The following is a 14,166-nucleotide window of genomic DNA, read 5'->3' as shown; positions in this document are numbered from 1 at the left end:
TCACGTGGAAAGCGCTGGCCAGTCCCCCCGTCCTGACTCGATCGCAACCTCGATCGCATACAGCGGAGCACGCCGCGTACTCGCGCAGAACTGGACGGGTTCCTCCACGGTGCCCTCACGGACGCTCTACCCTCACCAGTGGAGCTGGGACTCCGGCTTCATCGCCATCGGCCTGCGCCACCTCTCCCCCTTCCGCGCCCAGCGCGAGCTGGAGACGCTGCTGGCCTCCCAGTGGGAGGACGGGCGCATCCCCCACATCGTGTTCAATCCGGCCGTCCCGCTGACGGCGTATTTCCCCAGTCCGGACTTCTGGCGCTCCTCCACCGCCGGCAGCGCGGCCGGGGCCCCCGCCGGCGCCGAGACCTCCGGGATCGTCCAGCCGCCCATCCACGCGCTCGCCGCCTGGCTGGTGCACCAGGCCGACCCCGCCGCCTCCGAGCGGCGGGGCTTCCTGCGCCGCGTCTACCCCCGCCTGGTCGCCTGGCAGCGGTACCTCACCGAGCGCCGCGACCTCGGCGGCCTGGGCCTGGCGTCCATCGTCCACCCCTGGGAGTCCGGCATGGACAACAGTCCGTGCTGGGACCCGCCGCTGGCCCGCATCGAGCCGGCCGCCTCCGCCTCCTTCCACCGCGCCGACCTCGACCACGGCTGCCCCGCGGACCGGCCCACCGACCTCGACTACGGGCGTTACGTCCGCCTGGCCGAGCACTACCGCGACCAGGGGTACGCCGACGACCCCGGCCGCCAGCCGTTCGCCGTGGAGGACCCGGGGCTCAACGCCCTGCTGATCGCCGCCGAGCACGCGCTGGCCGAGATCGCCGCCGAGCTGGGCGAGGACCCCGCCGACCACCAGGTGCGCGCCGCCCAGCTCACCACCACCCTGCTCAAGCGTCTGTGGAGCCCGCAGGAGGGCATGTTCCTGTGCCGGGACGTGGTCGCGAACGAGACGATCCCCGAGCGCAGCGCCGCCGGGCTGCTGCCGCTGATCCTGCCGGGCCTGCCCGACGACGTCGCCCGCGCCCTGCTGCGCACCGCCGCCGGCCCCCGCTTCGGCCTGGGCGGCACCACCCGCCTGGTCCCCAGCTACGACCTGGCCGGCAAGGGCTTCGACCCGGCCCGGTACTGGCGCGGCCCCGCGTGGTTCAACGTCAACTGGCTGGTCGAGCGCGGCCTGCGCCGGTACGGCGCCGACCTGCAGGCCGACGCGCTGCGCCACTCCCTGGTGCGCTCGGCGGCCGGCTCCGGGTACGCCGAGTACGTCGACCCCTTCACGGGCGAGGCGCGCGGCACCCGGGACTTCAGCTGGACCGCGGCCGTCACGGTCGACCTGCTCGCCCCCGGCGAGCGCGCCCGGCTCCGCGAGGAGTACACGGCATCGGCTCATCATTCGCTTCGACCCGCGCTGCAGGAGGCACGGTGAGCGGTACCCAGCCCTGTCTGCTCGTTCAGGACGGCGTCTTCGCCGCCGTCGGTCCCTCGGGGGACATCACCGACGAGCGGGGCATCCACCCCTTGGGGTTCTTCGCCAGGGACGCGCGGCACCTCAGCCGCTGGCAGCTCACGGTGGACGGCGGCGTGCCCACCGTGCTCGTGCCCGCCGCGTCCACCGGCTCGCGCAGCACCAGCGTTCTCACCCCGCGCGGCAGCCGCGCGGAGGCCCCGGCGCTGACCGTCTTCCGCGAGCAGTCCGTGGCCGACGGGGCGCTGGCCGAGCGCATCCGGCTCAGCAGCAACCGCGGCGACGCCTCCACCACGCTGGTCGCGATCACGGTCAACGCGGACTTCGCCGACCAGTTCGAGCTGCGCTCCGACCACCGCTGGTACGACAAGCCGCACGCCGTGCGCACGCGCACCGCCCTGCCGGACGGCGTCGAGTTCGCCTACCACCGCCGCGAGTGGCACTCCCGCACCGTGGTCACCGCCGACCCCGCGCCCGACGCCGTGGAGGACCTGGGCAGCGGCGCGCGGCGCCTGTGCTGGCTGCTCGACCTGGAGGCGCACGGCTCGGCCGAGCTGTTCCTGCGCGTGCAGGCGCACCCGCACGGCGGCGCCGAGCCCGCCGCCGGCTCGGCCCGCGTCTTCCCGGCCCCGGCCCACGAGGAGCGGGTGGAGATTCCCGAGGACTGGCCGGACCTGGGGCGGGCCTGCGCGCAGGGCCTGGCCGACCTGTCCGCGCTGCGGGTCTCCGCGACCGGGCCGGACGGGGAGACCCTGCGCGTGCCGGGCGCGGGCGTGCCGTGGTTCCTGGCGCTGCTGGGCCGCCACGCGCTGATCACCTCCCTCTTCACGCTGCCCGCCCGCCCCGAGCTCGCCGCCGCCACGCTGCTGGCGCTGGCCGCCGCCCAGGCCCGCGGCGAGGAGGCCGACCGGGTCGCCCAGCCGGGCAAGATCGTGCACGAGATGCGGCACGGCGAGCTGGCTTACTTCGGCCAGGTCCCCTACGGGCGGTACTACGGCTCGGTCGACGCCACGCCCCTGTTCCTGATGCTGCTGGGCGCCCACGCGCGGGTGACCGGAGACGACAAGCTGGCCCAGCGCCTCGAACGCCACGCGCGGGCCGCCGTGGAGTGGATGTTCCGCTTCGGCGGGCTGGCCGACCACGGCTTCCTGCTGTACCGGGGGGACGCGGGCGGCCTGACGAACCAGTCCTGGAAGGACTCGGCCGGGGCGATCTGCTTCGCCGACGGCACGCCGGTGAAGGGCGTGGTGACGGCCGCCGCCGCCCAGGGGTACGCCTACGACGCGCTGCGGCAGGCCGCGTCGCTGGCGCGTTCGGCCTGGGGCGACCCGGCGTACGCGGACCGCATGGAGGAGGAGGCGGACCGGCTGCGGACGCGCTTCCTGTCGCACTTCTGGCTGGCGGACCGCGAGTTCCCCGCGCTGGCCGTGGACGGCCGGGGCCGGCGGGCGGACGCCCTCGGCTCGGACGCCGGGCACCTGCTGTGGACGGGCATCCTGGACCAGGAGCGCGGCGAGGCGGTGGCGGAACGCCTGCTCTCCCCCGCGTTCTTCACCGGCTGGGGCATCAGGACGCTGGCCTCGGGCCAGGACGCGTACCACCCGCTGTCCTACCACCGGGGCAGCGTCTGGCCGCACGACTCCGCGATCGCCGCGCTGGGCCTGGCCCGGTACGGCCTGCGGGAGCAGGCCGCGACGGTGGCCCGGGGCCTGCTGGAGATGGCGGCCCGCCACGAGTACCGGATGCCGGAGGTGATCGGCGGCTACGCCCGCGCCGACCACCCCGAGCCCGTGCCCTACCCCCACGCCTGCTCCCCCCAGTCCTGGTCGGCGGCCTCCCCCTTCGCGCTGCTGACCGCCGTGACGGGCGAGCAGGAGCCGGCGACGGCGTAACGGCCCTCCCGCACGCCGCCCCGGCCCCACCGGCCGGGGCGGGGGCGCGGCCTCGCGCCCTTCCTGCGGGGCAGCGACCGGCTGCTGCCGCTGCCGGGCACCCGCTCGGCGTGCGAGATGCTGGGGCGCACGAACGGCTGCGCCCGGAGGCGGAGCTGCGCGGGGCGGCGGGGCGGGAGAGCCCGGAGCCGGCGCGGGCGCCCGCGCCGGGGCCGCCGCGCCCCTGGCGCCCTAGCCGCCCGAGATGTCGGACTCGGCCTCGCAGGCCGGGGACGTGGCGTCCTCCGGGTCGTCCAGCCAGCCGTCGGGGAGGACGACGCGGTTGCGGCCCGAGGTGCGGCCGCGGGGGCCGTCCGCGCCGGGGGGCCAGGGCTGGTCGAGGTCGAGGTCCGCGAGCAGGGCCGCCAGCTCCTCCAGCGAGGAGGCGACGGCCAGCCGCCGCCGGGCCTCGGAGCCGATGGTGAAGCCCTTGGTGTACCAGGCGACGTGCTTGCGGAAGTCGATCACGCCGCGCGCCTCGTCCTCCGCCCACTCCCCCAGCAGCCGCGCGTGCCGCAGCATCACCTGAGCCACCTCCCGCAGCGAGGGCCGGGCGTACGCCTCGGGCCCGCGGCCGTCGCAGGCGGCGACGAGGTCGGCGAAGAGCCAGGGGCGGCCCAGGCAGCCGCGGCCGACGACGACGCCGTCGCAGCCGGTCTCGCGCATCATCCGCGCCGCGTCCCCGGCGGACCAGATGTCGCCGTTGCCCAGCACGGGGATCTCGGGAACGGCCTCCTTCAGGCGGGCGATGGCGGACCAGTCGGCCTCGCCGCCGTAGTGCTGCGCGGCGGTCCGCCCGTGCAGGGCGATGGCGCTGACGCCCTCCTCCACCGCGATCCGGCCCGCGTCGAGATAGGTGAGGTGGTCCTCGTCGATGCCCTTGCGCATCTTCATGGTCACGGGCAGGCCGCCCGCCCCGGCAACGGCCGCGCGCAGGATGGCGCGCAGCAGCGGGCGTTTGAACGGCAGCGCGGACCCGCCGCCGCGGCGGGTCACCTTGGGCACGGGGCAGCCGAAGTTGAGGTCGATGTGGTCGGCCAGGTCCTCCTCGGCGATCATGCGGGCCGCGCGGCCCACGGTCGCCGGGTCCACACCGTAGAGCTGGAGGGAGCGCGGCTTCTCGGCCGCGTCGAAGCGGATCAGCCGCATCGTCTTGTCGTTGCGCTCCACCAGCGCCCTGGTGGTGATCATCTCGCTGACGAACAGGCCGCGCCCGCCGGAGAATTCGCGGCACAGCGTCCGGAAGGGCGCGTTGGTGATCCCGGCCATCGGCGCGAGCACCACGGGCGGGTCCACGGTGTGCGGACCGATCTGCAACGCCCCGGGCAGGGGCGCCGCGGCGGCGGGCGTCGGCGGGGGCTGCGGCCGGCTGGTCATCGGGCGGGGTCCTTCGCGGCGGGCACGGTCAGGGGGACGGCGGTCTCCCATTCTCCCAGCTCCGCCAGGGCCTCCGGGCCCGGGCTCCCGGCCCCGGCCCCACGGCCCGCGCGGACGCCCGCCAGATCCCCCAGCCGCTCCAGGCGCTCGCGCGTCTCCTCGTCGTCCGGGAAGTAGGCGATCAGCCGGGAGCCGGCCTGGGGGCCGAGCCACAGCCGGGCCGCGTTCACGTGCAGCAGGCCCACGTCCTCGTTGCGGAACCGCTTGACCTTCAGGACCGGCGCGCGGGCCACCTCGTGCCGCTCCCACAGCGCGCGGAACTCCTCCGACTCCCGCTGCATCCGCCGCACCATGTGCCGCCAGGCCGGCTCGGCCAGGTGCTCGGCCATGGCGGCGCGGAAGTTGGCCGCCATCATCCGCAGCGTCTCCTCGCGGTCCACGACGCCGCGCTCCCAGCCCTCGTGGGTGAAGGCGAGCAGCATGCAGTTGCGGTCCTCCGGGGGCAGGGCGTCGAGGTCGCACAGCAGCCGCCCGTAGGTGCGGTTGTAGGCGAGGATGTCGTAGCGGGCGTTCTGCACGCAGGCCGGGACGGGTTCGAGCTGCCGCAGCATGGCGTGGAGCACGGGCGGCACGCCCGTGGACTCGGCGCCGGGGGCGGGGTCGGTGGCCCCGGCCAGGACGAAGAGGTGGGCGCGCTCGTGCGCGTCGAACAGCAGGGCGCGGGCGATGGCGTCCAGCACCCCGGCCGAGACCTGGATGTTCCGGGCCTGCTCCAGCCACGTGTACCAGGTGACGCCCACGTTGGCGAGCTGCGCGACCTCCTCGCGGCGCAGGCCGGGCGTGCGGCGGCGCCGGCCGCGGGCCAGGCCGACGCGCTCGGGCGGGATGCGCTCGCGGCGGCTGCGGAGGAAGGCGGCGAGCTCGCCGCGGCGGCTGCACGCGCCCATGTCGTCGGCCGTGGTCATGGGTCCAGGATGCCACCGGCCCGCAGGGTATTGCCGGGTACCGCTTCTACCAGGATAAGGACACTCTGGTACCAGGCTCCGGCGGGCGGGACGCTCGATGGCGTGACCGAATCGTTGATACGCACGTCCCCGACGGGGACGCCCCCCGCCGCGCCGCCCGGGGCGGCGGGCCTCGGCGCGCTCGGCCTGTGCACGGTGCTGATCGGCAGCGCGCTCCCCCAGCTCGACTTCTTCATCGTCAACGTCGCCCTCTCCTCGGTGGGCCGGGACCTGGACGCGAGCCCGGCGCTGCTGGAGCTGGTGGTGGCCGGGTACAGCGTGGCCTACGCCGTGCTGCTGGTGCTCGGCGGCCGGCTGGGCGACACCTACGGCCGCCGCCGGCTGTTCCTGACGGGGCTCGCGGCGTTCGGCCTGACCTCGCTGGCCTGCGGCCTGGCGCCGGACGCGTGGACGCTGATCGCCGCGCGGGTGGGGCAGGGCGCTGCCTCGGCGCTGATGGTGCCGCAGGTGCTGGCCATCATCCAGGCCACCACGACCGGGCAGCGCAGGGCCCGCGCCATCGGCATGTACGCGGCCGTGGCGGGCCTGGCGATGGTGGCCGGGCAGATCCTCGGCGGCCTGCTGACGGCGGCCGACCTGGCGGGCTCCGGCTGGCGGTCGGTGTTCCTGCTGAACATCCCGGTGGTGCTGGCCGGGCTGGTCCTGGTGTGGCGGGTGCTGCCGGAGAGCAGGGCCGAGCGCCCGGCCCCGGTCGACCTGCCCGGCACCGCGCTGCTGGCGGCGGCACTGACCACGCTGCTGGTGCCGCTGACCGAGGGCCGCGCCGCCGGGTGGCCGGCCTGGTCCTGGGTGCTGCTGGCGCTCTTCCCGGTGGCGGCGCTGGCCTTCGTGGCGGTGGAGCGGCGGGCGGAACGCTCGGGCTCCACCGTCCCGCTGGTGCCGCCCTCGCTGCTGCGGACGGCGGGTATGCGGCGGGCGATGCCGCCGATGATGCTGTGCATCGGGGGCTTCGGCGGGTTCATGTTCGTCGTTGCCCTGACCTTCCAGGAGGGATTGCGCTTCGGGCCGGTGCGGGCCGGGACCGCGCTGGTGCCCTACGCCCTGGCGTTCTTCGCGGCCTCGCTGGCCGGGCCCCGGCTGGCCGCCCGCTTCGGGCCGCGGCTGGTGACCACGGGCGGCCTGGTCCAGGCGGTGGGCGTGGTGGCGCTGGTGGCGGCCGTGCTGCGGGGCTGGCCGGACCTGGGCTTCCTGGACCTGGCGCCGGGCCTGGCGGTGGCCGGCTTCGGGCAGGGTCTGCAACTGCCGCTGCTGATGCGGCTGGTGCTGGCCGACATCCCGCCGGAGCAGGCGGGCGTGGGCGGCGGGGCGATGGCCACGGCCCAGCAGTCCGCCATCGCGCTGGGCGTGGCCCTGCTGGGCGCGCTCTTCCTGGCCCTGGCCGACTCCCCCGGCGCGATGCGCGAGGCCCTGGCGATCACCCTGACCGTCCAGCTCGCGGCGGTCGCGGTGACCACCGCCCTCAGCCTGCGCCTGGGCGGCGGGCGCACGGGCTGACGTTGCGGGCCGAACGCACGGCCTGACGTTGCGGGCGAGGGCCCGTCCCCGGCCGGGGGCGGGCCCTCGTCGCGGGACCGGTGCGGCTCAGCAGCCGATCAGGCGGGAGGCCAGGTAGGACTCGATCTGGTCCAGGGAGACGCGCTCCTGCTTCATCGAGTCGCGCTCGCGGACGGTGACCGCGTTGTCGTCCAGGGTCTCGAAGTCGACCGTCACGCAGTACGGCGTGCCGATCTCGTCCTGGCGGCGGTAGCGGCGGCCGATGGCGCCCGCGTCGTCGAACTCGATGTTCCAGTGGCGGCGCAGGGCCGTGGCCAGGCCGCGGGCCTTCGGAGAGAGCTGCGGGTTGCGGGACAGCGGCAGGACGCCGACCTTGACCGGGGCCAGGCGCGGGTCGAAGCCGAGGACCGCGCGCTTCTCCAGCTTGCCCTTGGCGTTGGGCGCCTCGTCCTCGCGGTAGGCGTCCAGGAGGAACGCCAGCATGGTGCGGCCCACGCCCGCGGCCGGCTCGATGACGTAGGGGGTCCAGCGCTCGCCGGCCTCCTGGTCGAAGTAGCTCAGGTCCTGGCCGGAGGCCTTGGAGTGGGCGTTGAGGTCGTAGTCGGTGCGGTTGGCCACGCCCTCCAGCTCGCCGAACTCGCTGCCCGCGAAGTTGAAGCGGTACTCGATGTCCGCGGTGCGCTTGGAGTAGTGGGAGAGCTTCTCCTTGGGGTGCTCGTACCAGCGCATGTTCTCCTCGGACAGGCCGAGGTCGCGGTACCAGTTCCAGCGCTGCTCCATCCAGTACCCGTGCCACTGCTCGTCCTCGCCGGGCTTGACGAAGAACTCCATCTCCATCTGCTCGAACTCGCGGGTGCGGAAGATGAAGTTGCCCGGGGTGATCTCGTTCCGGAAGGACTTGCCCATCTGCGCGATGCCGAAGGGCGGCTTGCGGCGCGAGGTCTGCTGCACGGCGGCGAAGTTGGTGAAGATGCCCTGGGCCGTCTCGGGGCGCAGGTAGGCGATGGACGCGGAGTCCTGGGCCGGGCCGAGGTGGGTGGAGAGCAGGCCGGAGAACTGCTTGGGCTCGGTGAAGCCGCCCTTGTTGCCGCAGTTGGGGCAGTTGATGTCGGCCAGGCCGGAGGCGGGGGCGTGGCCGTGCTTGGCCTCGTACGCCTCCTCCAGGTGGTCGGCGCGGAAACGCTTGTGGCAGGAGGTGCACTCGGTGAGCGGGTCGGTGAAGGTGGCCACGTGGCCGGACGCCTCCCACACCTCGGTGGCCAGGATGACGGAGGAGTCGATCCCGACGACGTCGTCGCGCGAGGTGACCATGGCGCGCCACCACTGGCGCTTGATGTTCTCCTTCAGCTCCACGCCCAGGGGTCCGTAGTCCCAGGCGGCTCGCTGCCCGCCGTAGATCTCGCTGCTGGGGTAGACGAAGCCACGGCGCTTGCAGAGGCTGACGATAGTGTCGATCTTGTCGGCGGCCACGGTGCTCTCTTCGGGACGAAGGACGAGATGGAAGTCCCTGAAGGTTACCGGCGGACGAGGGGGCGGCAGCAAATCGGTTGAGGGGCGGCGCCCGGGCCCAGGTGTGCCCCGGCGCGCTCTCCCCGCCGAACCGCTCCCGGGGTGCGCGGCGCGGCCTCCGGTCACATCATGATGACAATGAAGTTGACGAATTTGACAACGGTTTCCAATTAGAGTGAATATGGCTGTCATGACCACGAGACGCCGCTCCCGCTCCCGAATACCCGTCCTCGCCGCCTGCGCGGCCACCGCCCTGGGCATGACCGCCCTGGCCGGCTGCGGCACAGGCGACGACGGGAGCGGGGACGGGCGTCTGGACGTGGTCGCCTCCTTCTACCCCCTGGAGTTCCTGGCCGAGCGGATCGGCGGCGAGCACGTCGGCGTCACCGGCCTCACCGAGCCGGGCACCGAGCCCCACGACCTCGACATCAGCCCCCGGCAGACAGTCGAGCTGAGCGAGGCGGGGCTCGTGCTGTACCTGGAGGGCTTCCAGCCGGCCGTGGACGAGGCCGTGGAGCAGTCCGGGGCCGAGCACGTCGCGGAGGCGGGGTCGTTCACCACCCTCCGCGAGGACGGGGGCCACGAGGAGGAGCACGCCGAGGAGGGCGAGGCCGGGCACGAGGGCCACGACCACGACCACGGCGGCACCGACCCGCACGTCTGGCTCGACCCCGTCCGCTACGCCGAGATCGCCGAGGGCGTCGGCGCCGCGCTGGCCGAGGCCGACCCGGACAACGCCGCCGCCTACGAGCGCAACGCCCAGACCCTGGCCGGGGAACTGACCGCGCTGGACCAGGAGTTCGCGGAGGGCCTGGCCGCCACCGAGACCGAGACCTTCATCACCACGCACGCCGCCTTCGGCTACCTCGCCGAGCGCTACGGCCTGCACGAGGAGGCCATCACCGGCCTCGACCCCGAGTCCGAGCCCAGCGCCGAGCGGATGCGCGAGCTCCAGGACGTGGCCCGCGAGGACCGCGTGACCACCGTCTTCTTCGAGACCCTGGTCAGCGACGAGACCGCCCGCACCCTGGCCGGCGACCTGGGCCTGCGCACGGCCGTGCTCGACCCCGTCGAGGGAATCACCGAGGACTCCCCCGGCGCTGACTACTTCGAGGTCATGCGCGCCAACCTGGCCGCGCTCCGCGAGGCCCTCGGCGCGGAGTGACAGCGAGCGAGTGACAAGTGACCGAGTGACAGCGAGGAAGCGTCCCATGCAGCAGGAGCCGCACGAAGCGCAGCCGCCCGGCGAGGCGGCCACGCCCCTGATCGCCCTGCGCGGCGTGCGGGCCTCGCTCGGGGGGCGACCCGTCCTGCACGGCATCGACCTGAGCGTCGGCCCCGGCGAGGTCGTCGCGCTGCTCGGGGCGAACGGCTCCGGCAAGTCGACGGCCGTGCGCGCCGCCGTCGGCCAGGTGCCGCTGGCGGGCGGCGATCTTGACCTCTTCGGAACACCCGTGCGCCGCTTCCGCGACTGGGCCCGGCTCGGCTACGTCCCCCAGCGCTCCACCGCCGCCTCCGGCGTCCCCGCCACCGTCCGCGAGGTCGTCGCCTCCGGCCGCCTGGCCCGCCGCCGCCTGCTGCCGCTGCGCCGCGCCGACCGCGAGGCCGTGCACCGCGCCCTGGACCTGGTCGGCCTGGCCGACCGCGCCGGGGACTCCGCCGGGGCCCTCTCCGGCGGCCAGCACCAGCGCGTGCTCATCGCCCGCGCCCTGACCTCCGACCCCGAGGCGCTGGTCATGGACGAGCCGCTGGCCGGCGTCGACCTGGCCAGCCAGCGCCTGCTGGCCGAAACGCTGCGGGCCCTGGCCGCGCGCGGCACGGGCGTTCTCCTGGTGCTGCACGAACTCGGCCCGCTGCGGCCGTTGATCGACCGGGCCGTGGTCCTCTCCGGCGGCCGGGTGGAACGCACGGTGGAACGCCCGGAGCTGGCCGCGGGCGAGGACGAGCACCACCCCTGCCACCCCGCCGACGAGGCCGAGCCCGCCGCCGGGTACCCGCTCAGGACGGGGATTCTGTGATGCTCGAACTCCTCGACTACCCCTTCATGCAGCGGGCCCTCCAGGCCGCGCTGCTCATCGGCGTCGCCGCCCCGGCCGTCGGCATCTACCTCGTGCAGCGCCGCCAGGCCCTCATGGGCGACGGCATCGGCCACGTCGCGCTGACCGGCGTGGCGCTGGGCTTCCTGCTGTCCACCAGCCCCGTGTGGACGGCCGTCGTGGTCTCCGCCGCCGGGGCCGTCCTGATGGAGCTGCTGCGCTCCTCGGGGCGGGCGCGCGGGGACATCGCGCTGGCGATGCTCTTCTACGGCGGCATGGCCGGCGGCGTCATGATCATCAACCTCGCGCCGGGCGGCTCCACGGCCAACCTCACCTCCTACCTGTGGGGTTCGGTCACCACCGTCTCGCCCGAGGACATCACCGCTATCACGGTGCTCTCGGCGTTCGTCCTGCTGGTCAGCCTCGGGCTGCGGCGGCAGCTCTTCGCGGTCTGCCAGGACGAGGAGTTCGCGCGGGTCACCGGGCTGCCGGTGCGTGCCCTCAACCTCCTGCTGGCCATCACCGCCGCCGCGACCGTGACCGTGGCCATGCGGGTCGTCGGGCTGCTGCTGGTCAGCGCCCTCATGGTGATCCCGGTCGTGGCCGCCCAGCAGGCCACGCGCGGCTTCGCCGCCACCCTGGGCCTGTCCATCGCCATCGGCGTCGCCGTCTCGCTGGCCGGGACGACCACGTCCTACTACGCGGACGTGCCGCCCGGGGCCACGATCGTCCTGTACGCGCTGGGCGTGTTCCTGCTGGTCTCGGTGCTGGCCCTGCCCCTGGCCAGGCGCCGGGCCCGCGCCGCCGAGGCCCCCGAGCCCGCCCCGGCACCGGCCGGCGCCCGTCCGTGACCGGAGGGCGAGGGGCTACCCTGGCCGGGGCGGGGACGACGCCATAACGCCAAGGAGGCCACAGTGGGGACGGTTCAGCCGCCGGTGCGCGGCAGGTCCACCCGGCAGCGCGCCGCGGTCGCGGCGGCCCTCGCGGAGGTCGAGGAGTTCCGCAGTGCCCAGGAGCTGCACGACATGCTCAAGCACCGGGGTGACTCGGTCGGCCTGACGACCGTCTACCGCACGCTCCAGTCCCTGGCCGACGCGGGCGAGGTCGACGTCCTGCGCACCAGCGACGGCGAGGCGGTCTACCGCCGCTGCAGCACGGACGACCACCACCACCACCTCGTCTGCCGCACCTGCGGCAAGGCCGTCGAGGTCGAGGGCCCGGCCGTCGAAACCTGGGCCGAAACGATCGCCCGCGACCACGGCTTCGTGGACGTGGCCCACACGGTGGAGATCTTCGGCACCTGCGGCGACTGCGCGAACAGCGACCCGGCGGAGGACTGAGGCGCCCTGATCGCGGGCGGGGCCGTCACGCGGCCCCGGCGCCCTCGGCCGTCGGCGGCCGGCGCCCGGCCATACGCCGCGCGCCGCGCAGCCGGTAGCCGCCCCATCCCGCGGCGCCACCGCCCGCGAGCGTCAGCAGAACGCCGGTGGCGACGACGTTCCCGGAGTGGGCGATCCACCAGCCGTTCACCGGGAGGCGCGAGGCGGTCACGCGCCCGGGGTCGCGCTGCCCGTCGTGCGGAACGAAGCGCAGATCGGTGTGCTGGCGCCTGTGGGGCGGCCCCATGCTCTCGCGGTGGGCCCGCAGCGCGTCGTACTCCGCCTGCCGCTCGGCCTCGTCGTTGGCGCGGGCCTGCTCGGGGCTCTCGCCCGAGCAGTGCCACACGACGCCGCTCCTGGTGGTGACCGAGGAGCAGCTGATGCGGCCGAAGGTCCGCGTCTCCAGTCCGGGCGCCCCCGTGCCGACCGCGATCGTTGCCGCCCCCAGAACGAGCAGCAGCAGGCCGGCCACCACCAGGCCACACCCGGCGACGAATCCCCGAACCCTCACCGCGCCCCCTCTCACGCCCTCCAGCGACAGGGGGCCGGACCACACGGAGCGCCCCGCGGCCCCCCGGCCACCGTAAGCCAACACGCCCGCGTCAACGGCCGTGCCGGGTGCGGAACTCGGAATGCGGGGCGCCGGGTACGGTGCCGGGCCGGTCGGCGCCGGAGCAGCCGGCGTTGCCGTCCAGTGCGGTGCGGCCCAGTGCTGGCCTGCACGGCCCCCTCCCACTCCGCCGCCCGGTTCACCTCTCGATGACGGTGCCCCGAGGGAACTTTCGGTGTCCTGCCGTAATCCCTCTCAGACCCTGCCGGCCGACCGCCGCCGTCTGCGGACGGCCCAGGCCACCGTGCCCAGTCCCCCCGCGATGGCCAGGCCCAGCAGGCCGATCCACGGCCAGGAGCCCGAGTCCCCCTCCCCCGTGCCCGCCTGGGGCAGGGGGCTCCCGGACGGCTCCGCGTCCGGGCTCTCCGGCCGGGGCGCCGGAGTCGCCGGCGGGTCGAGCCCCGCCTCGTAGTCCGCGAACAGCGGGCTGACATCCGGTTCCCCCGGGTCCCCCTCGCCGTCCAGAATGACCCGGTCCGGCCGGACCATGCCGTAGCCGGTCTCATCGTCCCGCTCCGCGCCGTCCGGCCGCTCGGCCGTCTCCAACAGCGCCCGCAGCACCTGATTCTTCGTCCACTCCGGATGCGCGGACCACACGAGCGCGGCCGAGGCGGAGACGAGGGCGCTGGCGGCGCTCGTACCGCCAGCGCCGGGGCAGATGGCTTGCTCCACGCCTTGGCAATAGGACGGGATGGCGCTGCCGGGGCCAGCCAGGGCCACGGTGGAGCCCACGTTGGAGAAATCGAGGCGCCGAGCATCCTGACCGACTGCGGCAACGCCCACAACGCCCGGTCGGTCGGCCGGGTACGGCACGTCATCGACCGTGCTGTCGTTGCCCACCGCCGCAACGATGAGCACGCCCTGACGCGTAGCCTCGGCAACGGCGGCGTCCGTCTCCGGGCTGTACGCCGGGGCGAACCCGGGTCCCACGGAGATGTTGATGACCCTCGCGCCCTGCTCGACGGCGTACTGGATGCCCTGAGCGACCCGCTGTTGACCGCCGAAGGAGACCGTTTGCTCGTCGTTCATCACCCGGACGGGCAGGATGGAAGCCTCGGGCGCCAGCCCCTGGATGCCGTCGCCTGACCCGGTGCCCGCGATCAGGCCGGCCATCGTCGTTCCGTGGCCTGAATTGTCGACGTGTGCCCCGCGCTCACCCGCCGTGAAATCCGCGCCTCCCTGCACCTGCCCGTCGAGCTCGGGCCGGGACGCGTCCACGCCGCTGTCGATGACGGCGACGGTCACCCCCTCGCCCCGGGTCTCCTGCCAGATCTCCTCGGCCCGGAGCGTATCGAGGTACCAGGGCTGGCCCGCGACGGCGGCAGTAGCGCCAGGCATTGCCAGTC

12 protein-coding genes are annotated in these 14,166 nt (G+C 74.6%); 7 read left to right on the top strand and 5 right to left on the bottom strand.

The window, feature by feature from the left end; translation table 11 throughout:
• The first annotated feature begins 40 nt into the window (after positions 1–40).
• Positions 41–1,420, top strand: a complete 1,380-nt coding sequence (locus tag RM780_RS16990; RefSeq protein WP_311631628.1) for an MGH1-like glycoside hydrolase domain-containing protein — start codon at positions 41–43, stop codon at positions 1,418–1,420.
• Positions 1,417–3,351 (top strand): amylo-alpha-1,6-glucosidase, encoded by a 1,935-nt coding sequence (locus RM780_RS16985; RefSeq protein WP_311631581.1) that lies wholly within the window; start codon positions 1,417–1,419, stop codon positions 3,349–3,351. Before RM780_RS16990 ends, RM780_RS16985 begins: the two co-directional genes overlap by 4 nt.
• A 231-nt stretch (positions 3,352–3,582) precedes the next feature.
• Here the strand turns inward: RM780_RS16985 and dusB are convergent, their stop codons facing one another.
• Positions 3,583–4,767 carry a tRNA dihydrouridine synthase DusB gene (dusB, locus tag RM780_RS16980; RefSeq protein WP_311631580.1) on the bottom strand — a complete coding sequence of 395 codons (1,185 nt, stop codon included), beginning with the start codon at positions 4,765–4,767 and terminating at the stop codon, positions 3,583–3,585.
• On the bottom strand, positions 4,764–5,732 hold the full coding sequence (locus RM780_RS16975) for a helix-turn-helix transcriptional regulator (RefSeq protein ID WP_311631579.1): 969 nt from the start codon (positions 5,730–5,732) through the stop codon (positions 4,764–4,766). Before RM780_RS16975 ends, dusB begins: the two co-directional genes overlap by 4 nt.
• 102 nt (positions 5,733–5,834) lie before the next feature.
• On the opposite strand from RM780_RS16975, the gene RM780_RS16970 reads away from it, so the two are divergent.
• Entirely contained in the window at positions 5,835–7,286 is a 1,452-nt protein-coding gene (locus RM780_RS16970) for an MFS transporter (protein ID WP_311631578.1), read from the top strand.
• Between the two features lie 87 nt (positions 7,287–7,373).
• On the opposite strand, the gene RM780_RS16965 is transcribed toward RM780_RS16970, so the two are convergent.
• Entirely contained in the window at positions 7,374–8,756 is a 1,383-nt protein-coding gene (locus RM780_RS16965) for a glycine--tRNA ligase (RefSeq protein WP_311631577.1), read from the bottom strand.
• A gap of 220 nt (positions 8,757–8,976) precedes the next feature.
• Between RM780_RS16965 and RM780_RS16960 the strand changes: the two genes are divergently transcribed.
• The 4 genes from RM780_RS16960 (at position 8,977) to RM780_RS16945 (ending at position 12,171) form a co-directional block, all read left to right on the top strand.
• Positions 8,977–9,960 (top strand): metal ABC transporter substrate-binding protein, encoded by a 984-nt coding sequence (locus tag RM780_RS16960; protein ID WP_394812996.1) that lies wholly within the window; start codon positions 8,977–8,979, stop codon positions 9,958–9,960.
• Between the two features lie 46 nt (positions 9,961–10,006).
• Positions 10,007–10,813 carry a metal ABC transporter ATP-binding protein gene (locus tag RM780_RS16955; RefSeq protein ID WP_311631575.1) on the top strand — a complete coding sequence of 269 codons (807 nt, stop codon included), beginning with the start codon at positions 10,007–10,009 and terminating at the stop codon, positions 10,811–10,813.
• Positions 10,813–11,682, top strand: a complete 870-nt coding sequence (locus RM780_RS16950; protein WP_311631573.1) for a metal ABC transporter permease — start codon at positions 10,813–10,815, stop codon at positions 11,680–11,682. Before RM780_RS16955 ends, RM780_RS16950 begins: the two co-directional genes overlap by 1 nt.
• 63 nt (positions 11,683–11,745) lie before the next feature.
• On the top strand, positions 11,746–12,171 hold the full coding sequence (locus RM780_RS16945; protein WP_311631572.1) for a Fur family transcriptional regulator: 426 nt from the start codon (positions 11,746–11,748) through the stop codon (positions 12,169–12,171).
• Between the two features lie 25 nt (positions 12,172–12,196).
• Here the strand turns inward: RM780_RS16945 and RM780_RS16940 are convergent, their stop codons facing one another.
• Complete coding sequence (locus RM780_RS16940) at positions 12,197–12,721, bottom strand: hypothetical protein (protein ID WP_311631571.1); 525 nt, start codon at positions 12,719–12,721, stop codon at positions 12,197–12,199.
• Positions 12,722–13,015: 294 nt separating this feature from the next.
• Entirely contained in the window at positions 13,016–14,158 is a 1,143-nt protein-coding gene (locus tag RM780_RS16935; RefSeq protein WP_311631570.1) for a S8 family serine peptidase, read from the bottom strand.
• Positions 14,159–14,166: the final 8 nt, after the last annotated feature.

The sequence above is a fragment of the Streptomyces boetiae genome, from assembly GCF_031845405.1.
Classification (GTDB): Bacteria; Actinomycetota; Actinomycetes; order Streptomycetales; family Streptomycetaceae; genus Streptomyces; species Streptomyces boetiae.
The sequence above is the reverse complement of the archived record's forward strand: the minus strand, read 5'-3'. Positions and strand labels throughout refer to the sequence as shown.